The organism is Pantoea sp. UBA6567 (assembly GCF_002434165.1).
GTDB classification, from domain to species: Bacteria; Pseudomonadota; Gammaproteobacteria; order Enterobacterales; family Enterobacteriaceae; genus Pantoea; species Pantoea eucrina.
The window spans coordinates 119,617-141,450 of the sequence record NZ_DJJN01000011.1; the positions used below are offsets into that span (position 1 = coordinate 119,617).

Below are 21,834 nucleotides of genomic sequence, written 5' to 3' on the forward strand. Positions count from 1 at the left end.
ATGTCAGGACTTAGCCAGCTAGATAAAATTTTACATAGCAGAAATACTAATAACGTAGTAGTTTCTCTTGATGAACCTGGTTTTGAGCAATTGCAGCCAGTAACAAAAAAAGAGAACGCTTATGCCGCGCGCTCAATCGATGCTCTACTTATTGATAACTCCGGCTGTCTTGCATCCAATATTATTACGACTGTGCCTGAATTGCGTCAGCCTGCACAGACACAGAAAGAAGCAGATACTTTGCTTAAAATTATGAACAAAGAAAAATCATCAGCAGGCATTAAAATTAATGCTGAACGGCCGGCGGATGCTCAGATTTATAATGCCACTGCAAAGTTAATGGAACAAACTGATGAACTAAAATTAACCAACCAGCTCAGCGACTCCATTGATTACTCAAATCTCTCGGGTTATTCCCTCAAGTGGTCAAAAGTAATGGATTTAGTCATTCAGCTTCTACAACTGCTGAAAACGATGGATGATAAGCTAAAGAGTAAATTTCAGAGTTTGCAAACTGAATCAACAGAACGCTCGGCAAAAAAAACCATCGCTGCAGGGCAAAATGTATTAACGGGTGCTATCAGCGGAGCCGCGGTTAATGTTGCATGGACAACAGGGACTGTTGCAGCATCAGCTTCCAGAACAAAACATCATACTAATAAAGCCAGTAAAAATTTAAACGAGCAGCAAAATATCGGCACTAAAAATACTAAATCCAGCGATGTACAAAAAAACTCAGAACTCGATAAAAATAAAAGTGATAAAGAAATTAAACAGTCTGGAACGGATGATAAGCATGTTGGTGATGTAGGAACAACCAAACCACATGAAAACCGTCTTTCTAACGATATGTTCAAAGGGAAAGAAGGCTATGATGCCGTGATGCGTCAACTTTATGCGGTGCAGGTATTTGGCTCTTCTTTTGAAAAAGTTGCAGGTGCTGCAGGAGAGGCTCAAGCGGCGTCAAACCGTGCCCAGTCTGCTATTGCTGATAATGAACGAACCATCCATCAGAAAACGTCAGAAAATAGTCTGGATATGGAAGGTAAAACACACAAAATATTGCAGGCGTTAATGGAATTACTTGCTCAATTGTTAAATAACACAGCCAGCACAAATAATACCATCATTAACCGCGCCAATTAATTTTTTCAGCAAGAGCTTACAGGATCAACATGATTTCAATTACAAACCAAACCACTGAATTTATCCAGCGCAAAGAGTCCCTTTTCCCTGAAAATCAAGGGCTCTCTGCGAATAAACAGCAAGATAGCACTGCAGATGATAAACCCGGCACTGCAGCTACTTTATCATCGAAGCTAACCGTGCCTGAAGCTGGTGTAGCAGGTAGTACAAACTTCCCAATCGCTGAAACTATTAAGACTGAAAAAGAGCGTTATAAGCTGAGAAAGCAGTATCTGACTTTACTGCAGCAGGAAACAGGCAACAACCGCAGCGATAGCGCTGTGGTAAAAACCGGTACCGAAAAACTCGCCGTGTTGCTGCGCAGCTCCTCCTTTAAGAATAAGGAGTGCCTGAATCAGGCTAAAGAGCTTGCTGCGAAAAGTGCTAACGCGCGCCAGATTAACCAGATTATGGATACGTTCTATGACATGCGCATTCACCAGCAGGATGAACAGCAGATTCAGGAAACATTTGATATTTTGCGCTTTGAAACTGATCTAATCAGTCTGAATACCACGGATAATGCCTGGGGCCGTGATCTGGCAGAGAAGCACTGGGAGGCCATTGGCGCAACGCGAGACAACTATCTGGAAGTATTTCTCAAAGCATTTGAAAAGATGAATAGCTTTTACGCAGATTTTGTCGCACTCAAAAGCTCACTTGCTCAGTTCATACATGGCACCAACGACAAGGGGGAAGTCAACTTTCAGGGTGAAGAATTCAAAAAAGAGATCGATAAGCTGCTTGAAAAATATGCTTTACCCTCAGGTGCTGGTCAGCTATTTCCTGAAGCCGGCAAAACTGCCAGCCAGGAAGAATGTGAACAGTGGATAAAACAGATGGGGTTACCTGCTGGCAGCCTCGTTCGCACAAATGGCGGATATACTGTTCGCATTGATCTGAGCGCCATAGAAAAAATGAAAGAAGGTCTCTACAACGGTAACTGGTCTGCTAATAAACTCTCTGCATGGGAAACCGGATTCAATTCGCAGGGTGACATTTTGCAAAATACGCTACAGATGTTTACGCAAAAAATGACTAACGCTAATTCTCTATATGACAATCTGGTGAAAATATTCAGCAGTTTTATCGAACAGGACTTAAGCGCAGCTAAAGGCTATTTTAATTTCTGATAAAGGGAGTATAGGTGCAGGCATGGGTATGTATACTTTTAATCCTGATGATCCTTCCTCAGGGGTCTTCGGTACGGGCTCTGCTCAACACGTAGCTAAGCTTTGGAAAAATAACATTGGTGATACACCTCAACCATATCTTCATAACTTTAAAGAAGTCAGAAATTCAACTGCAAAACTGAGCAAGAATGAATATGGGCTAAGCGAGAAAAAAAACCAGCGAATTCTGAATCTCATTAATTCATTAAGCATCTGCGAATCAGATATTCGTTTATCATCTGATCATAAATCAATCTATGATGAAGGAGTCAGGAAACTCAAAAACGCAATAACTTACAATGACATTTTAACACTGGAAGATATTTCACAAAATCCGGACGTAAAGAGTGAAGTAAAAAAAACTGCCTTAGCACTTATTTATCTTTCCGGATTTAATAAAGACAACCCAATGAGTGAGGCGGCAGGCTACATTCACTATTTAACAGAAGCGTTGGATACATTAAACAAACATCATGGTAATGAAGAGAAATATACTAACCTATGTCATTTACTATCAAACACCGTTTTTGACGAAATAGCATTGAAATTTGGTAAGAGAAGAGCAGAGAAAATGGACATTGAAATTTATGAAAAACATGTTATAGCTGCTATAGATAAATCCATAAGAAAAATGAACACAAAACCCTCTAATGATCAAGCTAGCAACTATAAAAGAGTTATCAATGAAAAATATCAAAATAAAATGTCCTGCATAATGTATGACACTTCATTAAACAAGCTAACAAAGTTTTATCATCGAATAAACTATACTCTCTTGCTATCTGAATATATCCAGTCAATTATGGTTTCGCAAAATAAAAAAGGAGTTGAAAAATGTCAGGTATTGTAATAGGTCGTCACAATAGTAACTATGAAGCTAGTACAGAAAAAAAACAAAAGATTGATTTAATTCGAGCATTATCAAATATTTCAAACATATCTGCACCGATAACAACAAAGTTGCATCTTGAGAAAGGCGTTAAAAATGGTGATACAACTAGGGTGAAGCCAGAACCCGCAATAAACCAAAACCACTTAAAACCTATAAACCTGGATACATCCTCTGATATAAAAAGCGAAAAAGATATCACAACAGATTTTAAAAATTTTATAAAAGAAATATCGCTATCTGAAGGTAAAGGTCGTTTAGCTGAAAATTTACCCTCGGGTTACGACGGTATAAACAATCTCGAAAAGAAAACAGCGAAGAAAATTTCAATGATTTTGTCTGATGAAAACAAAAAAAAACTCGACCTCATGAGTGAATCTGGCAAAAGTCAAACTTATTTCCCGGAAGCGTGGGGAGATTTCTTGATGTGTCTAAGCACTCATAGTGACGAGGAGTTAGTGAATTATAAGGATTCGATAAACAAATTAACTGCTAAGCTCTATACGCTTTTCGATAAAAAAAATAAATTTTCAACCTCTTATTATGATAAACATGAAGAATTTAATAAAAAACTTAATCAGCACTTAAAGATGTATTTCAAACGCAGTAATAAAAGCATACACTCCATCGTGATGGAAAATTTCAAAAAAAATGTTTTTTCTGATGAACACAAAAAACATATAGCATATTTATATAATAAAAACAATGACATACATGATGTATTCAGGCTGTCCATTAATGGGTACTTAAAAAGCCATCAGGTTTATATCGATGAGTATGGATCTGTAACCCTCTCTTCTGACTTAACAGTTTTATTACGCAGATCATTTGCTTTTCGTGATATATTAAAAAACAATGATGATAATAAAACTAATTCAGATGATGAAAATGTTAAAGGGAAAGATAAAGATGATAAAAAAAAAGTTCCTGATAATTCGCCCCCTCTTATTAATGGGCAATTTGGAAACAGCAACGGAATATTTGTAAATGGAAATGGAAACTCTGTTTTCAATTCACCTATAAATATTCATAATATATATACATTTCCATCCTTTTCATTTGAAAAGTCAGCTTCTGAATTTACTAACGCAACAACAAGGAGTACTTTTTCTGCTTCATCGCCAATTCAAAGAGAGCGCATTGTTAAGGCTATAACATTAAATAGCGATAAAATCGCTCTTCAGTCAGTATTTACTGAACACAAAAACTCTGTGATTTCCCCAGAGCCGGTAGCGCCTGGATTGAAACCAGCAGCTTTTGAAGAGCCAGTAACGCAAGGCATGAAGTCGCCCATTTCTGAAGAACCAGTGCCACTTAGCTGGAAACCAGCTATTCCAGAAGAGCCAGTACCATTAGGCTGGAAGTCAACGCTTTCTAATGAACCCATCCCGCTACGCTGGAAGAACGCAATTTCGGATGAGCCTATTCCGCGCAGCTGGATTCATACCGCTACATCTGAGCTTCCGCTGAAGATGCCTGAACAAATCGTTTCTGTTAATAAAAGTTCTTCACCAGCTCGTCGGCAGGTTGCTCAACCTCAGCATATTATCAGAAAGCGTCCGGCGAATATTTCACAAGCAGAAGTGCCTGAAAAAAGGGCAATAATAGACGTTGCTAATATGTCACAAGCTGAAAAAGAAAATTATGTTCATAGCTTACCGGAACAATATCGTGAAACTTTGGTTCGCACTCTTTTAGATGCTGGTGATCTTAATGAAACCACCGATCTGATGAAATATATTCCTGAATATTTTGTGACGCCTGAATTTAATCAGGCTGTTAACGTGAAACCTAATCAGGCAATCTACGTAAAACCCATAAAAAAATCAGTGACTCTGTCAGAATATGCTGACGAGGCTCAAACTATAGCAGCTCGTTTACAGACCAACAGAGCATCTTAAACCTCAATTATAACCGCATCTTTTTTCACACTTTGGCAGGGACTGTTCCGGTCCCCTGCCCTTTCAGGACACAGTATGAAAATCATTAATCAGGAAATTAAGCAGATTATTGCCACCGTTTTGGAGACCCCGGCTGCCGGCATTGAAGATAACCACTCTCTGGTCTGGGATCTGCATGCAGATTCCATGAATTTGACGGAGATTGTCTGCCATCTGGAGGGAAGATTTGATATCGCGATCGTTAATCATGAAGTCGGTGCGGACCCTACCGTAGCGAGTCTTTCTGCCATTGTGGCACAGCGCATCGCCAGTAAAGCGCAGGATGAGGCGGTGCGTTGATCGGTGTTGGATGTTCGAGCCTGCAGAAATCCGCAGTGGTTTCTGCAGGCACAGCCGGTTACCTAGAATGAAAAAAAACTCTTGAGACGCTGCCAGTAGTAAACTGCGGTTTCCGTTATGTCAGACCACGCCTGCCGGATACGGGCAAAGAACGACGGTTTCGTACCCGATTTTGAACTTTGCATTGAGGGTAGTGAGACAGTTTCTTTGTCGGTTTTCATAAATCCGGTGTCTGACGATATTATTTTCGGAATTGGCGGCATGCTACCTTCATCCTCTATTTCAAATTCACTAACAACTGATGACGACTCTGTAGAGTGAGAAGTGTCATCCTCACCGCTTTTGAATGTCTCACTGGCCCAGTGTCTGTCTCTTAGCGGAATAGCAGGCTGCGTTTGCGATCGATCTCTTTTTGCTGGCGTAATTGTCACGAAGTTTTTTTCTGCTTTAGCATCAAATTTTATTACTGAATTTCCTTCATGTTTATCACTAAATACTTTTTCAACTATACCTGTTATCCGTATGTCTTTAACTTTCGCACGGCCTCCATTATCTTTAATTATACTCAATTCGTACTCTATCTCTCCTCGTATAGTAACCACTTTAGACAGATCATTTTCCTCTTTGGAATTATTAATTGAAACCATAATTTTATAGGGAGTATTATTGGCGCAAATAAATCTCTCTGGTAATTTCTTATATAACAAGGTGTAATTATTCGCAAAAAAACCTTGATCGCTTATAGCTGAAATAGAGCCCATTAATTTTTTGTTTTCTTCCGATAAAATACTTAGCAGTTCCTTATATTGCCCTGCACTTTTTATCTTGTGGTTTTGGTTGTTAATCGTAATAGATAATTCGCTGCGATTGAGATCTTTAATAAACTGTTCCGGCAATCCGGATGGGTCTGATTCTTCATTCTTATAGTCAAAGCACAACTCTTCATCTTTAGGTTCATTGCTGATTATTTTTTGATTGAGCAGCGATTCCAGCTGACATAATTCCGTTTTTGATATGAACTTACATTCAGGCGGCAGAAGCGTTCGTGCAATTGAACCGTCTGCAACGGCTTTTTGCGCTACAGCTCTCTTATCCGGCAGGCTGTCGGTATTGCCCGTTTCACGGGGTAAAGGGAGTTTTTTGTCCGGATACGAAGGTGCACGAAGCCGCCTTTGCAGCGGAAATTCAATACGGGGTATCATCATAATGTACTCTCCAGACCGGTGAGTGATGATTTAGTTCTACTGCGTTATTGCCGCTTCCACTACTATCTTTCAATCTTTCCTCGCGGTTCTGTTTTGCCAGAGTTGATACAGTATGAATAGATAACTGCCAAAGCTTTCATATTCCGCTCATTTCTCCCGTTAGCTGTTGATATTAAACAGCATAATGCCTAACTTTTTTACATAACTATTCAGCGCATTTTATCCCACCATCGAGTCACTTTATGAATAATAATCAGCCTGCCATACTCTTTGACCCGCGCACATTGACGCTGGTGTTTAAAAATAAAAGCGTTAGTCTCACCAGCAATATGGCCAGCTGCCTGGAGCTGCTGCTGGCTAATGAGGGTCAGGTGGTTTCCAAGCAGCAGATCTTTGAAGCGTGCTGGGGCTGCAAAGGCGTGGTGGTATCGGAAGCGTCTATCCGGCAGGTTGTGACCCATCTCAGGAAAAAAATCCAGGCTCTGGATGCCGGCAACCGCTGTATAGTTACCTCGCCCCGCCGCGGCTATATTCTCAAAAGCAACATCGTCAGAATGATAGTTTATCCCCCTGCTACCCTGGCGCCCTGCCCTTCAGCCCTCCCGCTCCCGCCGCAGTCACGGTGGCGTAAACGGCTTACCTCAAGCTATCCGGCGCTCGCCGCTCTCGCTATGGTTCTGACGCTGCTGGCCCATGTTGCCGTGCTCAAGTTCTCACGTGCCGCTCCGCGCGGTACCGATAGCGAACTGCTGGTTGAATATGTCACCGGCTCTCCTCTGCCTAGTCTGCTGGAGACTGATCGCTCTGCAATAGTGGCATTGAGGAATGAAGCTGTAACCGTGCATCACTACTATAGCTATCTCTCTTACCTGGAGGGAAAGATCGTGCATACGCTGGCCTGTGCTGATGATATCTCACTGCACGCGGACTCATGCAGGTCGCTGCTGCTCTTCCGTTAAAATGGCGTCAGCAGGCAGGAAAGGAAAAAAAGCCCGGCAAATCGCCAGGCTTTTTTTATGCAGGAGGGTTTAGTATTGCCCGTATCGACTCATCGATTTTATCAGCCAGCTCTTTTGGCAGGCGGCTGAACTCATAGTGAATAGTGCGTTTATCCGCATTCTCTTTGCGACGGGCGTAGGCGTTGCGATCGCTGAAGCGCGCAAGATGCTCGATAACGGCCCGGCTGCGATCGGCTGGCGTTTTGATCTGCTGTTTAGCCGCGCGCACCCGCTTCAGGACCTGCAGTTTATACTCATCAGCGCTGAGCGTGGCTGCCAGCTGCAGCTCAGCCAGTTCCGCTCTGATCTCATCTGCAATCTGTTTTACTGCCACGCCTTCTGCATTGGCGTGATCCCATACGTCGAGCAATATCTCATAATCCTGCAGCGTCAGTTCCGAGACCACCGGGAACAGCTCTATTAGCTCAGCCGGCACCGAAGCAGCTTTAAACGCGCGCGTGACTTTAGCATTGGAGATCCCTTCGCTCCGGGCGATATCGCTCTTACTCATGCCTTTATCGTGCATCAGCATAAAGCGCAGCCCCAGCTCGCGCAGGTTATGCTCCTTCGCGGTCTGGATATCTGCAGCCAGCTGGCGCGCATCGGCGACATCGATTTCATCTGATGTCACCAGCACCTCAAGGCTGGCCCCCGTCAGCAGGCAGGCTGCGCGACGGCGGGAACCATCCATGATCTCAATGCGTCCGGCACGCAAACGGCCTATTGCAGGAAAGAACTGCTGCAGCTTAATAGTACGGGTGATCTCTTTAACTGACTCTTCCGTCAGCGTCGACTGATCGCGACCGTTAATCTGCGGATCAACAAAGGTGGTGCTCTCAATATCCTGAAACGGAATAAGCTTGCGAACAAACGTCACCGTCTTGCCCGACTTAAGCGTAAAGGTTCTGGCCTGGTTGCTGCCATCAATCATGCTGGCAATAGAAGACTGACCCAGTGACCGGCCGATACGGTTTACAGGTTTGTTCACAGCGTGCTCCTGATATATTCAATGCGGTCAAAGACGGCGCGCGAGAACTGCTCAGCTTCATGCTTGGCCTTTCTCAGCGCATCTGCGCTGCCGGGGTAAGAGGTCGGGTTAGCGCTAATCACCGTATCAAATGACTCTCCGCAGCGTTCAAAACCATCCAGGCGCGGCAGGCCGGCATCCAGCATCGATTTGGTAAACACTTCTCTGGCATAGCTTTGCGAAGTCAGATGATCGTGCTTACTGGTCATCTTTGACATAAAGCCGATATTCGCTTTGAGGCGTGGCTCTACGCCTTCGGACTCAATGCGCTCCAGCATTTCCGGCAGACGCGTCAGGTATTTCAGGGTTGAATGGAAGTCAACCTGCGCCGGTGGCGTGGGGGTCAGCAGAATATCGCTGGCCGCAATGGCGTTCAGCATAAAGGAGTCGAGGTGCGGGCCGGTATCGATAAAGATGAAGTCATAATCATCAGCGACCCGATCAATCACATTGCGGCGCAGAACATCTGACGGCGCAACGCCAGGCAGATGCTCAGCAACCAGCGCTTCCCAGTCACTGGCAACAAAGCCATCGTCAATAGAGGCGGGGATGACATCTACACCCGGCATCACGGTAGGCTTGATAAACTGCTCTTTGAGCTGCTCACGACTCAGGTCATTCAGCATCGCCTGAGCGGCGGTCTCCAGTACCGAGCCTACGCTGTTGGTGTGACTAAGGAACATGGTGCTGGACGCCTGCGGATCGAGATCAATCACCAGAATGCGCAGGTCATTATGTAGCATAGCCGGATGCGCCCGCATACCGTGGGCGAGCGTAACGGTGCTGACCGTTTTTGAGACGCCACCTTTAAGGCTGACAACGAAAATGACAAAAGGCGAGGGGTGCCGGTCGCGATATTTAGGGACTTTGCGGTGCTGATAAATGTCGATAACGTTCTGCAGGCTCAGCGCATATTGCGACGTACTGCCGGTCTGCTTTCTGCCAAATTCATATCCCTGTGATTCCATCGCCTCCATTGCCGCTACCACAGCATGTTTACTCAGCAAGGGCATGTTAGCTACTGCATTGCGGGAGAAGGTTTGATAAAACTGCGTCTGGTTAAACTCCTGACGCTGCTTCTCAATATGATCGCTCAGCGCGTACAACATTCCGTTTGCACGCTGTGCCATTTCCAGCACTCCACCATAATCACGCTTCATAAGCTCCTCATCCTGTATGTTTTTTTGCATCATACAGGAAAAAAAATGGCCTGCCAGTTTTTACCTGATAAGCCATAAAACTGGCAGGTCGCCTGGTGCTTCATAGCGTTTGTTAGAATGACAAGCAGGAAAGCAGAGGATTGTAGGCATCAGCTTTAACTGAAAATCCGCTCTGAAAAAGAGATGACACCTTGGTGTTTTCAGTCTGAAAATAGCATTAAAAATATTTATAAAACAATAATTTAACCATGAAAAGTGGTCGGTGAAAATTGCATTTTCACGCAAGTTATTGTGTGTGCTCAGGTTGAAGTTTTTGAACAGGCGGGCAAAACAAGTTTTATCTATCACCAGTGAAAAAGCTAATTAACTTAATGAATAAAATAGATAATTTTGAAATTTTCAGCATGAAAACACCATCTGGTACTTTTGTTGATAAACGCTTAGGAGCAGGTTAGTCGCTGTAAGATCAGTGAATTTATTAGTCGATAAAGTCATGCAATAGGTGATTAAAAGAGTAGTTGATGCAGAATAACAACCCTGGTATTGCAGGATTGAACAGTAATTGATCTGTCTATTTTATAGACAAAACTGGCTTTTCAGAGAGTGAAAACGGCTGCTCTCTATAGTGGTTGATCCTGTATGAAAATTTATTGAACTGAAGCAAAGTTCTTAAATCAGTCAACCTTTGAAAAACTAAACTGGTCTGACAAGGAGAGGAATCGTTACGGGTTCGGGTTAGATGAATCATTATCGTGATTTTGCGAGGTTTTTTTATCCACGTTATTCACAGGATAGATCCCATTATTCGATCCCCAATAGATCCCCAATAGATCCCAAAAGATCCCAAATCCTCCGCAGGCCTTGGTACACAAGGGCTGAGAGCCTGTTGAAAACCACTATAGAGAGTAAATTGACTTCTATAAAGAGTAAAACATCCATTATAAAGAGCAGATCAACCACTATCGAAGGCAGTTAACATCCACTATAACGAGCAGACAGCTATTTTTTCTGTGAACAACGCATCTTTAAAAAGCCATTTAAAATCACTAGCTTAATCATCTCTCTTTCAAAAATGATTTTTTTATCGCCACGATATCCACAGGTAAGCGGGCAGCAAATCCGCTATAAAAGCGTTATTTTCAACTAACGTTTTCCTGTAATCGATTTATGTAAGTTACCGGTAAAATAGAATTATTATCAATAACTTAACATTATTGCTAAGGGATGTTTATAACCACTATAGAGAGCAGAGGAACTACTATAACGAGTAAATAGTTGTCGCTGATTGTAGTGAAACCGCTATAGTGAGTCTTAGCATCCACTATGAAGAGCGGTGCGGTCTTTGTCTGTCAAACCAGGAACATGATATGTCGAAAAAAGACGAAGAAATCAAAAAGATAGAAGATGCTTTTACCGAAATAGATGGCAGGACAGGCGAAGTCGTTAAGCTTATGCCCAACACCAATAACACCGTACAGCCTGTTGCGTTGATGCGGCTGGGGCTGTTTGTGCCGACGCTGAAGTCATTTAGCCGGAATCGCAAAAATATGATGGCGACTACTGACGTTACCAATGAATTAAAGCAGCTTTCATTCGTAAAATCAGAAGGTTATGAGAATATTCAGATCATTGGTCAGCGGCTGGACATGGATAACGATTTCAAGACCTGGGTTGGCATCATCCACGCCTTTGCCAAATACAAGACGCTGGGAGACAGCGTAACGCTGCCGTTCGTCGATTTCGTGAAACTCTGTGGGATACCCTCAGCGCGTTCGTCAGCGCGCCTCAGAGAGCGTCTGGATGCGTCCCTGACGCGAATTGCCTCCAACACCATCCGTTTCAGCAGCGGGGGCGAATTTTACGTTACACACCTCGTACAGTCCGCCAAATACAGCGCAAAGAACGATACGGTAACGCTGCAGGCCGATCCCAAGATATTTGAGCTCTACCAGTTCGACAAAAAAGTGCTGCTGCAGCTGCGCGCCATCAACGAGCTGGCCCGCAAGGAGTCAGCACAGGCGCTTTACACCTTCATCGAGAGCCTGCCGCCCGATCCGGCGCCTATCTCTATGCAGCGCCTGCGCGCCAGGCTCAATCTCACCTCACGCGTAATTACGCAGAACGCCACGGTACGCAAGGCGATGGGGCAGCTGAAGGAGATTGGCTATCTCGACTACACCGAGTTTATGCGCGGCAAGAGCGTGTACTTCTCGGTGCACTATCGCCGGCCCAAGCTCAAGCCTTCGGAACTGCCGCTGAGCCTGCCGGGCCTGACGGATGACGATCTCGACGCTGAACTCGATGGCCTGTCTGGTCAGGAGGAGCAGGGCGGCAAAATGGTGATGCTCTCACCCGAGGAACTGGCGCTGCTGAGAAAGATTCGTAAAGGTAAAGTGAATTAAGGCAAACTCTGATGGCAACCACTATAGAGAGAAAGCTGCTCTGTATAGTGGTTGCTGTTAGTCAGCGAGGCGGGCGCCGCTCACCGCAGGGCGGGGCAGGGGGCCTGGCCTCTCATCCTGGTATGCTATTGGCCAGCCCCGCTATTTCATCTCATCCCCGACTGCTCGCTACAACGGTTACTCCTCTTTTGCGTGGTTGCTACTCGCTATAGTGGTTATTGCGGCTCTGTCAGTTGTCAGCACCGCTGCCCTGCAGTTGCGTGGCTGCCTTACGATCGCGCTTTAGCACGCCGGGATCCCGGCGCGGCTCACTTCATTCTGCCGGCAAAAACTCGCACATCGCCCTCTGACAAAATCAGCGCTTTTAGCAAGAAGTGTGGCAACGATATTGCTATGGTTTTGCGCGCAGAAGATAGGTTTTGCAATGAGGAGCGTGCCTGACGATCCGCGCTCGTCTGTTGATACAAAGCCATTCCCAGGCTGCGGTATATTATTTAAACCGTCAGTCCACAACACCAGAATAAATCCGTCCGACGTGTTACTTCTGCGGCGGTCTTAAAAAATAAAAACAGGAAATTTTCATGTCAAATAAAATTCTTCAAAGTTTGAAAAGCCTGAATTGTTTTTCATCCGAACTCTCAGATTTTAATACGGGTAAGAAAAATATCGGACAATCTACGCCAAAGAACTCCAGTGATGCTCTAAAGAAGAATGATACATTCAATTCCAATAAAAAACTGTATTATAAAGAAGTTAATTTGTTAAGTGGGAAATATGCTGAGGCTGCGTCAACTAAGATTAATAATGAGAATTTTCAGTTCTATAAGGACTTTTCAAGGATTATTTCTTTTATGATTGAAAATGAAAAAAAGGACAGGGAAGTAGAGGAGTATAATAGGTCATTATCCAATCCTGAAAATGGAGATTGTTATTTCCGCGCCACCGAGCCCTCCATAAAAGGGGATGTTCGTTATAACGTTGAATCTCAATCTGGTATGCGTCATTACCCGGAATGGCAGATTGTTAGTGAGCTAAAAAGAGTTCTTATCTCCCAATATCAATATATCGAATTGAAAAATTATACAAGTTCAAAGGAGTTAGTTAAAGAGTATTTTGAGAGCGTATCTGAAATAAATAAAAATTTAAGAGAAACTATATTAAAGTTACTGAATACTTCGTCTTCCTCATACCCCTCATAATGAAATGCTCTACCTGAATGCCATTCTGTCATTCTACTGCATTAGTCTTAAATCAGGGCCGCTCAGGCGGCCCTGCTTCTGTGGATTGAGCGGAGCGCATCAGCGCATCAGCTGGCTTTGATCAGCACATTATTCTCTATTGGAAATCTGACTCCGTTAAAGCCTGTGTAGTAAGCTTTGTAGATAAAAGAATCCTAGAAACGCTCGCGCAGTCCGTAAGGACTACTAAATTCAGGCTCAATCAGTGAGCAGCTTTGCAGTCTGGTCTCATCAGCGGAAATAGCCCGCAAGCGGGGTCGCGTGCCGTAGCAACCGATAAGATGTGAGGAGAAAAACGATCCCCGCTTGATGTCAAGCCCATCAAGGTTGCAGCAATGGCATTCACTGTGCGTTAATTCCAGATTGCTTACCCTGGCATTACGAAACGATAGCCCCATTGCTGTTACGTTCTCAATCAGCAGGGTTTCACTCACCTGTATATCGTCAAACGTGGTCGCTTCAATATACATGTTTTTCAGCGTCAGCCAGTCGAAAACCGAACCATTAAAGCTGGCGTATGAGTAAGCATTTCCGCTTAGCGTCAACGCTTTCATACGCAGATTTTCAAAATTCTTCAGGCCTGATTCGGTGAACACTGGCGCATACTGGCAAATATTACTGTGCTGCGCTCTTACTGAAAGCACCTCGCATGCCCTGATAAATGCGACATCAGATATCTCTGTACTTAGCGGCGAACCATCTTTCAGCGCGATAACATTAATCCGTGAACGCCAGACAAGTGGCGCAATGTGGCCGCGCTGTGTTCTGCTGATCTCTATACGGTAGTGGTCCGTCTGAAACGAAAAATCAAACGGCTCGCTGGAGAGATTGTCAGGATCGAGCGAGGCGCAATAGTGGCTCATCCCATCATAAAACTGCTGATAGAACCGCTCGTTGGCTCGCCGTACGCCGCCCGTGAAGAAGTTAACGATCATTTCAATGATTGAATGCGGAGCGGTAGCTTCTCTAAGGGGGTTTTCACCGTACGCGGTTAAGGTGGCGTAGCTGATTGCTGAAGCCTGCTGTATTTTCATGCTGCTTACCTCGCTGTCAGACATTATCGGCTTAATAAACGAGCCCGCTCAGCATAGCCCTACGCAATGCCGTTGTGCCATCAGGCGCGTCACACTCTGCAAAAATTTATTTAAAAATGAGCGTTTTTTGATATCGAAATATTATTTTCCTTTAATTGGAAGATTAATGGCGCTGAGTTAACGCCATCAGAATTATCCCAGCGTTAATATTTGTGCATAAAGTTGATTTTTGGAAAAAACTCTTTGGCTGATGAATTAGTGGATCGCATAATTTCAGGGCCAGTTATAACTTTATCTTTGCGGTTTGATACCTGCCATGGTTGTGTGTCAGCAAGCTAACTTTTTCTCAGCGTTAACACGGAGTTATTATTATGGATAACAAAATAAACCCACGTCTTTCTATTTGTAACGATCCTTTTGACATTATGCTGCGCAAACCGTCTGCAGCCTCACCGGTGCCGGTAAATAACGCCTCTAACTCTGCCGAAACGCCTGCCAGGCCGGCATCGCAGGAATCAGTGCCTGAAAAGCCAGAGATGTCGCAGGCGCTCAATGCTAAAGCAAAAAAGCAGCTGCTACAGGAAAGTGAGGCATCGTCTTTGTCCGTCAAAAGGCTGAAGCCTGATGCAACATTATCACTGCCGGCAGACAGCGATTTTGACATTGAGGATGGGTATCACACGCCTGAAGATGTCAAAAAGTCAGTACCTGAGCAGCCCCCGACGCCACGTTTTGAACATAAAGATACAGATTCAGGTACACGTAAACCCCCCAGTAACCGCTGCATAAACCTGCCGGAATATTTTGCCAGCCTGGAAGCGCAGGAAGATTCTCCCGTCGTATCGGACAGTTCGCAAGAGCCAGCGGAAAGCCAAAAGCCGCGCTGAACTGAAGCCAGAGTGTAATCGTGCAGCTCGACCGGTTTATTGCCGGTCGGGCTTTTTACCTGTTATTTGCAGCAGTGCAGTTTGCTGGCGTCAGAAACAACCTCACATCTGTAAAAAGTTAATTATCTTTCGCCGCAGTTTACGCAGGTGAGGGCGTGTCTGAACAGCTTTTATATGACATTGAAACTTCGCACATTTAATATTATTAACCTTTAAATTCAGCGGCATAAATAAACCGTTCACAGCTCTCCATAATACTCAGTCACCGGTCTATAACCCTTTTTAATATAAGATTATTTCACTCCCCGTTCCGGCTGTCTGAGAATGCCGTCCGTCAGTTATTGCGGGCTGCTTTTATTGCGCTGAAGCCGCCGGTTCCCCTCCGGCAGCATACATCCTGGCAGGCCCTGCACTCATTTTCGTTAACAGCTGCGCACGCTGCGCCGGGACAGACTATGAAACCACTGAAAAAGAAATCGCTCTCGCTCGCTATCACCCTTGCTCTCACTCTGGGCCAGACCGCTTGGGCCGGCATCAACTATACCGGTGAAACTGTTTTTTCCGGGGATAATCCGCCACCTGTTCAGGGCGCGGACAGCTGGAGTGGTGGGGCATTGGGAGGATCAGTCACTATAGGAGAAACCCGTAATGGCACGCTGCAGGTCACGGGTGGGGCAACTATTGCAACCGGAACATTGACAATAGGAAGTTATGGCACCACTACGCTCTCCGGGGCAGGGTCTGAGATCGGCACACTAGGTTTAGTCAATCACGGTAGCCTGATTGTCAGCGACGGGGCGCGGTTTAACGCTTCAGGAGGATTAGGTAATTCACTGGAATCTGGCAGTAATACCTTGCTGACATCAGGCGCGCGCCTGATTACTGGTAGTTTCACAGGGGTTGGTCATAGTCTCCTTATTAAGGAGAACGCCTCTCTCATTATTCACGATCGGGCTGCGGCGGAGTTAAGTGCTAATACCGTTATTAACGGCGGCGTGGTGCAGGTAAGTGACAATGGCGCTCAGTTAAAAGTACAGAATAACCTGCAGCTCACGGGCGGCAGTGCGCAGAACGGTCAGCTGCAGGTGGCGGACGGCGGCCGGGCGGAGATTGGCGGGGCGCTGACCCTGAGCGGCAGCGGCGGCAACCTCGCAACTGTGGATATTGCCCGCACCAGCGACGGCGCGGCAGACGCCACGATCAGCGCCGGCAGCGTGCTGCTGGACAACAGCGACACGCGCCTTAACGTCTCTGGTGCGGGCTCGCTCCTGGCGGTGGCGGGCAGCCTTGTCAGCAGCGGCGTGGCGGCGCTCAGCGCCGGCGGCAAAATTGTGGCGGATACGCTGGCTAACCGCGGCGGCGCCATTCTGCTGGCGGACGGCCGCGGCACGGCGCTGACGGTCACAAACGCCCTGACCAACGACAATATCCTGCAGGTCACCGACGGTGCCACCGTGCGCGCCGCCAGCCTGATCAATAACGCCCGCGTGAACCTCTCCGGAGAGGATACCCGCCTGGACGTCGCCGGGCAGCTTACCAGCAGCGACAGCCTGGTGGTGCAGAACGGCGCCACGCTGGCCGCGGACTCTATTCTGATTCAGGGCGGCAATACCGGGCTGGACTCGACGCTGACCCTGGCCGGTCGCGGCGGCACGATAGAGACCGACGCGGTGGCGCTGGCCTCAGGCGCCTCATCGCGCGCCTCGGTGGACTTTATGCACGCAAGTACCGACCTGCGCTTTGCGCCGCGCATCACCGGCGACGGCGACGTCAACGTCTCCTCCGGCATCACTACCCTGCTGGCGCAGACCGACTACCGCGGCGACACCAGTCTCAGCGGCGGCGTGCTGCGCGCCGGGGCGGACAACGTTTTTAGCGCCGCCTCCACCTATACCCTCACCACCGGCGGCACGCTGGACCTCAGCGGCTTCAGCCAGCGCACCGGCGACATCGTCAACGGCGGCACCCTGAACCTGGCGGGTAAAACCGCGGGCGCGGTGCTGACCGTGGACGGCAGCTATACCGGCAACGGCGGGCTGATCCACTTCGGCACCCGTCTCGGCGCCGACGGCTCGCCGACCGACCGGATGGTGGTGACGGGCGACACCGCGGGCGATACCTTTCTGCGCGTGAGCAACCTCGGCGGGCGCGGCGCGGAGACACTGAACGGCATCACGCTGGTGGAGGTGCAGGGACAGTCAAACGGCAACTTTATTCAGGAGAACCGCATCGTGGCGGGCGCTTACGACTATCGCCTCTACCGCGACGGCAAGGCGTGGAAGATCACCTCGTTTGACGATCTGGAGCACTGGCTGCCCATCATCGACGACAGCGTGGAGGAGGGCGAGGGTGAAGGCGGCTCCGGCGGCGGCGCGGGCGGCGGTACCGGCACGCCGGGGGGCAAAGGGCGCCTGACGCTGCGCCCGGAAGGCGCGGCCTACGCGGCGAATCTGGCGGCGGCGTCCACGCTGTTCGACACGCGTATGAGCGACCGGCAGGGCACCTGGTACACCGACCCGCAGACGGGTAAGGCGCGCTATACCTCGCTCTGGCTGCGCACCGGCGGCAGCCACGGGCGGCTGAGCGCGGGCGACGGGCAGCTGAAGACGCGGTCAAACAGCGCGGTGACGCAGCTGGGCAGCGACCTGCGGGTGACGGAGACCGCCCGGCTAGGGGTGATGGCGGGCTACGGCACCAGCCGCAGCCGGAGCGCCTCGTCGCTGACGGGCTACCGGGCGCGGGGCGAGGTGCAGGGCTACGGCGCGGGCATCTACGGCAGCTGGCAGGCGGCGGGCACCGGTGAGCGGGGCCTGTGGGCGGACGGGACGCTGCAGTACGGGCGCTTTGACAACAGCGTGAGCGGCGAGGGCCAGGCGGGCGAGTCCTACAAGTCAGCGGGGCTGACGGCGTCGCTGGAGGCGGGCTACGTCATTCCGCTGGGCGAAGGGGAGCGGACGCGGGTGTTCCTGCAGCCGCAGGCGCGGGCGGCGTGGTCCGGGGTGCGGGCGGACGACCACACCGAGGCGAACGGCACGCGGGTGCACAGCAGCGGGCAGGATAACGTGCGCAGCAGCGTCGGCGTGAAGACCTTTATGAAGAGCCACGCGGCGATGGATGACCACACCGGACGCGAGTTTACCAGCTTCGTGGAGGCCAACTGGATCCACAACACTAAAGACTACGCGGCGGAGATGGACGGCGTGCGGGTGTCGCAGCAGGGTAGCCGCAACGCGGGCGAGCTGCGCGCGGGGGTTGAGGGCAAGCTCGGCAACGGGTTTGGCGTATCACTGGCGGTCGGCCAGCAGATAGGCGACAAAGGCTGGTCAGACACCGCGGCCACGCTGGGCGTCAGCTACCGCTTCTGATTAACCTTGCAGGCAGAGCCGGTTCCGCAACAGCGGAGCCGGCTTTTTTATGTCGTAAAATCAGCCACGGTGAGACATTTGTGCTGGCCCGGCCCTGAAGGTTTAAGATTGACATAGGTTTTTGCGCCACTATAATACTCTGCAACAGCGCTAAACCCCCTCCTGTTGCAGTTACTGCAGTGACGGTTTGGCCTTTTTTTTGCCTGCTATTTACAGAGTTGCTATGGAAAGCCAGACTCCGCTTCACAGCGTCCCCCCTGAGGTAAAAGAGTTTCTTGAATATCCCGCCCTGATGCAGCAGCTGATTGATCGCGGCATGAATGTGTCTGACCGTAAACGCTGTGAAAGGAAACTTGCACAGGTTGGCTATTACCGGCTGTCAGGATACTGGCACACTTCAAGAACTTACACTTATACAGAACGTCAAATCAGCTATAACAACCAGTTTCAGCCAAATACGCATTTTGAATCTGTCTTTGAATTTTATCTGTTCGATAAAGCGCTCCGCCATGAGTTTATGAGCGCAATTGAGCGTATAGAAATTTATTTCCGGACTATTATTGCCCATGAAATGGGCCGGATAAGTCCGCTGGCTTATGAAAATAAAACCTTATTCTCTGCTAATGCGTTCAATAACTTAAAGAAGGGTCCAAATTTTGATGAATGGACTGTCCGTCATCAAAAACTTCTCAAAGAGTGTAAAGACGATAGCATTACCTCGCATTTTGCTAACTGTAAGCCCATTCCTGTCTGGGTGGCTGTGGAAGCATGGGACTTTGGCCTGCTCTCGAAGTTTTACAGTATGCTGAAAGATGATTACCGCGATCTGATATGCCAGCGGGTTGGCATTGATAAACGCGACGTTCTGGATAACTGGTTAATTAACATTAACGGATTGCGCAACCGCTGTGCGCACCACTCAAGGTTCTGTAATCGACCCAATCCGCGCGCGTTCAGGCTGCTGAAAAATGGTTACTTCAATCTGTTAAACGTCACTGAAAATGAATCGGGGAAGCTATTCGGAGCTATCGCAGTCGTATGGTTTCTGATCAGGAAAATCGGTCCGGGCAGCAACTGGCTCGACAGGATAGCGAATATTATTGACAACAAACCCGTCGTTCCGGGTTTTCACTTCTCCTCGATGGGTTTTGACCGCACGTTGACGTCTTTCCCGAGATCGCGTTTTAAGCATTCGATTAGCCATGTCGCTAAACCGGCAGATGCAGCTCAGACCGCAGAGCAGCTGGTCGGGGATTTAGAAAAGATAGCCGGAATTCCTCTGGCTGATATCCCGGACAGTTTATCCGACAGACTGCTGGAGCTTGCGGAGCATTACCAAAGTCCATCTCCACAATAGTGCGATGCGGCAGCGTACCGCCGCATCACTGCCGACTCCGGAGAGTGGAGACAGCTACTTTTCCTCACACAGGATGCGCGGCACGTTGTGGGGACCGGTCGCCAGCACCGATCCGCCGAGCTGGAACAGCGTGGCGTGAATGGTTTCATCCGGGCGGTAGTTAGGGAAAATATACTGCATCACTTCCGCGTCACTGCTGTTATCGCCCATCCGGCGGCCATTATTGGTGATTTTGCTGATGATCTGATCGTGGCGAAATGAGACATCCCAGGCAATTTCGCGGTTAACGCGCACAATGCGTTTTTTCTCCCCCTGCGCATCGTAATAGATGATGGCGCCGGTATAGGTTGTGCGGTTAGGTTTGCCGGTGCCGGTATAGAGCGTGTACTCCCCGCTGGCCACCGTTTTTTCACCGTTATGAAAATACTCCACAAAGGTAAACGGCGCCGCGCATTCACCCGCCAGCAGCGGCTGGCTGCGCAGGGTCGCGAACAGCACTAGCAGCGGGAGAGCAAAGGCGATAACGCCGGTTGCGATCAGCCATTTAGTTGGTCTTAAAAACAAACGATTTGCATCCACTGCTGTTCTCCTCAATCGGTCTGGCACAGGCAAATAAGCCGTAATGAAACGCATCGTTGCCGCCGTGCACATAGAGAAACGTCTCCTTTCCTGCTGCGTCAGGATATTCGCGCCAGAAACGCACGGTTTTGCGCACCAGCTCATCGGTAACGCGCGGCGACTGAACGGCAAAAATATGCAGCTCCGGACCGGCTCCGGCAGTCGCGCTGTTTACCGGCTGGTAGCTGATGGGTACGGGTTCCGGCAGCAGCGCCTCTTTAATGCCCCACGCCAGCGCGCAACCCAGCGCCAGAGCGATAACCGCCACGACCGCAAACCGCTTCCAGCCGGCAGACGCCGGTACCTCGGGGGTATCAGGTTGCGCCGAGAGCAGGGCGTCATGCTCTGCGTCTTCCTGCGCGGAGAGATCGGCAGGGCGTGAGATTTCCGCCAGCAGGGGAGAGTCGCTGTGCGGATGGGTAACCACCAGCCGGTAACCTTCACGCGGAACGGTGATGATCACCAGCTCTTTTTCCACCTGCAGATGCGCAAAGGCGCGGCGCAGCTGGTTCATCGCCACGCGCACGCTGCTGATAGTCACCTCGATACCCGCCTGACGCCAGCCGATATCGATCAGCGTATCCTGCGAAAGTACGCGCCCCTCTGCCTGCAGCAGACCTTTCAGGCAGTTTGCCGGCGATACGCCAATCGCAATGGTTTTTCTGTTCTCAGTGTTGGCAAGCACCCGGGTATCGGGCGCAAAAATAACGTTTTTGCCGATGTGAATTTTTTCCATACTGCGTGATTTCCATTTTGGTCTGCCGTGCAGAACGGTTTTTTTGCCGCTATCTCAGCGCCGTTAATAAACCAAAAAGCGACGGTGGCAAAAAATGACAGCCGCCTTTTTCTGATCCAGCGTCAGCATGGCTGCTGGCCGGCGTTTAACAACGTTATCAATATACCTCTTGCTCATGCTGAGCGCTGCCGCTGCATATTATTACATCCAGTATAATCATTTTTATCACGCAGAGTGACAGATTATTCGTGGTACTGCAGGCGTTAGCCGTGAACATGAGAATTTTTCGGCAGCAGGCTGCGATTAAATGTTAAGGCTTGT

The 21,834-nt window shown here is 48.3% G+C and carries 17 protein-coding genes; 11 read left to right on the plus strand and 6 right to left on the minus strand.

All coding sequences use genetic code 11. The features are described from left to right. The 5 genes from B4M48_RS16830 to B4M48_RS16850 all read left to right on the plus strand — a co-directional run bounded on the left by B4M48_RS16830 (position 1) and on the right by B4M48_RS16850 (position 5,486). A complete protein-coding gene (locus B4M48_RS16830) occupies positions 1 to 1,146 on the plus strand; it encodes a hypothetical protein (RefSeq protein WP_288657355.1) in 1,146 nt (381 codons plus the stop codon). A gap of 29 nt (positions 1,147 to 1,175) precedes the next feature. Beyond that, a complete protein-coding gene (locus B4M48_RS16835) occupies positions 1,176 to 2,318 on the plus strand; it encodes an IpaD/SipD/SspD family type III secretion system needle tip protein (RefSeq protein ID WP_288657356.1) in 1,143 nt (380 codons plus the stop codon). A 22-nt stretch (positions 2,319 to 2,340) separates the two neighbouring features. Beyond that, positions 2,341 to 3,207 (plus strand): hypothetical protein, encoded by an 867-nt coding sequence (locus B4M48_RS16840; RefSeq protein WP_288657358.1) that lies wholly within the window; start codon positions 2,341 to 2,343, stop codon positions 3,205 to 3,207. Next, entirely contained in the window at positions 3,192 to 5,147 is a 1,956-nt protein-coding gene (locus B4M48_RS16845) for a hypothetical protein (RefSeq protein WP_288657359.1), read from the plus strand. The genes B4M48_RS16840 and B4M48_RS16845 overlap by 16 nt, the downstream gene beginning before the upstream one ends. A 75-nt stretch (positions 5,148 to 5,222) precedes the next feature. Beyond that, positions 5,223 to 5,486, plus strand: coding sequence for an acyl carrier protein (locus B4M48_RS16850; protein WP_288657361.1), 264 nt, complete (start codon positions 5,223 to 5,225; stop codon positions 5,484 to 5,486). Between the two features lie 62 nt (positions 5,487 to 5,548). Here the strand turns inward: B4M48_RS16850 and B4M48_RS16855 are convergent, their stop codons facing one another. Continuing rightward, positions 5,549 to 6,691 (minus strand): hypothetical protein, encoded by a 1,143-nt coding sequence (locus tag B4M48_RS16855; RefSeq protein ID WP_288657363.1) that lies wholly within the window; start codon positions 6,689 to 6,691, stop codon positions 5,549 to 5,551. Positions 6,692 to 6,933: 242 nt separating this feature from the next. Between B4M48_RS16855 and B4M48_RS16860 the strand changes: the two genes are divergently transcribed. Then, positions 6,934 to 7,650, plus strand: coding sequence for a winged helix-turn-helix domain-containing protein (locus tag B4M48_RS16860; protein ID WP_288657365.1), 717 nt, complete (start codon positions 6,934 to 6,936; stop codon positions 7,648 to 7,650). A 55-nt stretch (positions 7,651 to 7,705) separates the two neighbouring features. Here the strand turns inward: B4M48_RS16860 and B4M48_RS16865 are convergent, their stop codons facing one another. Further along, the gene (locus B4M48_RS16865) at positions 7,706 to 8,677 is read right to left on the minus strand and encodes a ParB family protein (RefSeq protein ID WP_288657367.1); all 972 of its coding nucleotides are present in this window, start codon (positions 8,675 to 8,677) and stop codon (positions 7,706 to 7,708) included. Then, on the minus strand, positions 8,674 to 9,876 hold the full coding sequence (locus tag B4M48_RS16870; RefSeq protein ID WP_108570284.1) for an AAA family ATPase: 1,203 nt from the start codon (positions 9,874 to 9,876) through the stop codon (positions 8,674 to 8,676). The genes B4M48_RS16865 and B4M48_RS16870 overlap by 4 nt, the downstream gene beginning before the upstream one ends. Positions 9,877 to 11,243: 1,367 nt before the next feature. Between B4M48_RS16870 and B4M48_RS16875 the strand changes: the two genes are divergently transcribed. Both B4M48_RS16875 and B4M48_RS16880 read left to right on the plus strand, forming a co-directional pair. Next, a complete protein-coding gene (locus B4M48_RS16875; protein WP_108570254.1) occupies positions 11,244 to 12,278 on the plus strand; it encodes a RepB family plasmid replication initiator protein in 1,035 nt (344 codons plus the stop codon). A gap of 581 nt (positions 12,279 to 12,859) precedes the next feature. Then, complete coding sequence (locus B4M48_RS16880) at positions 12,860 to 13,477, plus strand: hypothetical protein (RefSeq protein WP_288657370.1); 618 nt, start codon at positions 12,860 to 12,862, stop codon at positions 13,475 to 13,477. A gap of 194 nt (positions 13,478 to 13,671) precedes the next feature. Here the strand turns inward: B4M48_RS16880 and B4M48_RS16885 are convergent, their stop codons facing one another. Next, positions 13,672 to 14,550 carry a hypothetical protein gene (locus tag B4M48_RS16885; protein ID WP_288657371.1) on the minus strand — a complete coding sequence of 293 codons (879 nt, stop codon included), beginning with the start codon at positions 14,548 to 14,550 and terminating at the stop codon, positions 13,672 to 13,674. A gap of 371 nt (positions 14,551 to 14,921) precedes the next feature. Here B4M48_RS16885 and B4M48_RS16890 point away from each other — a divergent pair, with 371 nt between their 5' ends. From B4M48_RS16890 to B4M48_RS16900, 3 genes are all read left to right on the plus strand, one after another. Then, positions 14,922 to 15,437 carry a hypothetical protein gene (locus tag B4M48_RS16890; protein WP_288657373.1) on the plus strand — a complete coding sequence of 172 codons (516 nt, stop codon included), beginning with the start codon at positions 14,922 to 14,924 and terminating at the stop codon, positions 15,435 to 15,437. Between the two features lie 455 nt (positions 15,438 to 15,892). After that, on the plus strand, positions 15,893 to 18,802 hold the full coding sequence (locus B4M48_RS16895) for an autotransporter outer membrane beta-barrel domain-containing protein (protein ID WP_288657375.1): 2,910 nt from the start codon (positions 15,893 to 15,895) through the stop codon (positions 18,800 to 18,802). A 223-nt stretch (positions 18,803 to 19,025) separates the two neighbouring features. Then, positions 19,026 to 20,159 (plus strand): Abi family protein, encoded by a 1,134-nt coding sequence (locus tag B4M48_RS16900; RefSeq protein WP_288657377.1) that lies wholly within the window; start codon positions 19,026 to 19,028, stop codon positions 20,157 to 20,159. A 54-nt stretch (positions 20,160 to 20,213) separates the two neighbouring features. Here the strand turns inward: B4M48_RS16900 and B4M48_RS16905 are convergent, their stop codons facing one another. Together B4M48_RS16905 and B4M48_RS16910 are read right to left on the minus strand one after the other, a co-directional pair. Beyond that, complete coding sequence (locus B4M48_RS16905) at positions 20,214 to 20,723, minus strand: hypothetical protein (protein WP_108570262.1); 510 nt, start codon at positions 20,721 to 20,723, stop codon at positions 20,214 to 20,216. After that, complete coding sequence (locus B4M48_RS16910; RefSeq protein ID WP_108570263.1) at positions 20,704 to 21,513, minus strand: winged helix-turn-helix domain-containing protein; 810 nt, start codon at positions 21,511 to 21,513, stop codon at positions 20,704 to 20,706. The genes B4M48_RS16905 and B4M48_RS16910 overlap by 20 nt, the downstream gene beginning before the upstream one ends. Between the last annotated feature and the right edge of the window lie 321 nt (positions 21,514 to 21,834).

Coding starts and splice junctions, on each gene's coding strand:
- B4M48_RS16830 (WP_288657355.1), top strand. CDS start 1: ATGTCAGGACTTAGCCAGCTAGATAAAATTTTACATAGCAGAAATACT.
- B4M48_RS16835 (WP_288657356.1), top strand. CDS start 1,176: ATGATTTCAATTACAAACCAAACCACTGAATTTATCCAGCGCAAAGAG.
- B4M48_RS16840 (WP_288657358.1), top strand. CDS start 2,341: ATGGGTATGTATACTTTTAATCCTGATGATCCTTCCTCAGGGGTCTTC.
- B4M48_RS16845 (WP_288657359.1), top strand. CDS start 3,192: ATGTCAGGTATTGTAATAGGTCGTCACAATAGTAACTATGAAGCTAGT.
- B4M48_RS16850 (WP_288657361.1), top strand. CDS start 5,223: ATGAAAATCATTAATCAGGAAATTAAGCAGATTATTGCCACCGTTTTG.
- B4M48_RS16855 (WP_288657363.1), bottom strand. CDS start 6,691: ATGATGATACCCCGTATTGAATTTCCGCTGCAAAGGCGGCTTCGTGCA.
- B4M48_RS16860 (WP_288657365.1), top strand. CDS start 6,934: ATGAATAATAATCAGCCTGCCATACTCTTTGACCCGCGCACATTGACG.
- B4M48_RS16870 (WP_108570284.1), bottom strand. CDS start 9,876: ATGAAGCGTGATTATGGTGGAGTGCTGGAAATGGCACAGCGTGCAAAC.
- B4M48_RS16875 (WP_108570254.1), top strand. CDS start 11,244: ATGTCGAAAAAAGACGAAGAAATCAAAAAGATAGAAGATGCTTTTACC.
- B4M48_RS16880 (WP_288657370.1), top strand. CDS start 12,860: ATGTCAAATAAAATTCTTCAAAGTTTGAAAAGCCTGAATTGTTTTTCA.
- B4M48_RS16885 (WP_288657371.1), bottom strand. CDS start 14,550: ATGAAAATACAGCAGGCTTCAGCAATCAGCTACGCCACCTTAACCGCG.
- B4M48_RS16890 (WP_288657373.1), top strand. CDS start 14,922: ATGGATAACAAAATAAACCCACGTCTTTCTATTTGTAACGATCCTTTT.
- B4M48_RS16895 (WP_288657375.1), top strand. CDS start 15,893: ATGAAACCACTGAAAAAGAAATCGCTCTCGCTCGCTATCACCCTTGCT.
- B4M48_RS16900 (WP_288657377.1), top strand. CDS start 19,026: ATGGAAAGCCAGACTCCGCTTCACAGCGTCCCCCCTGAGGTAAAAGAG.
- B4M48_RS16910 (WP_108570263.1), bottom strand. CDS start 21,513: ATGGAAAAAATTCACATCGGCAAAAACGTTATTTTTGCGCCCGATACC.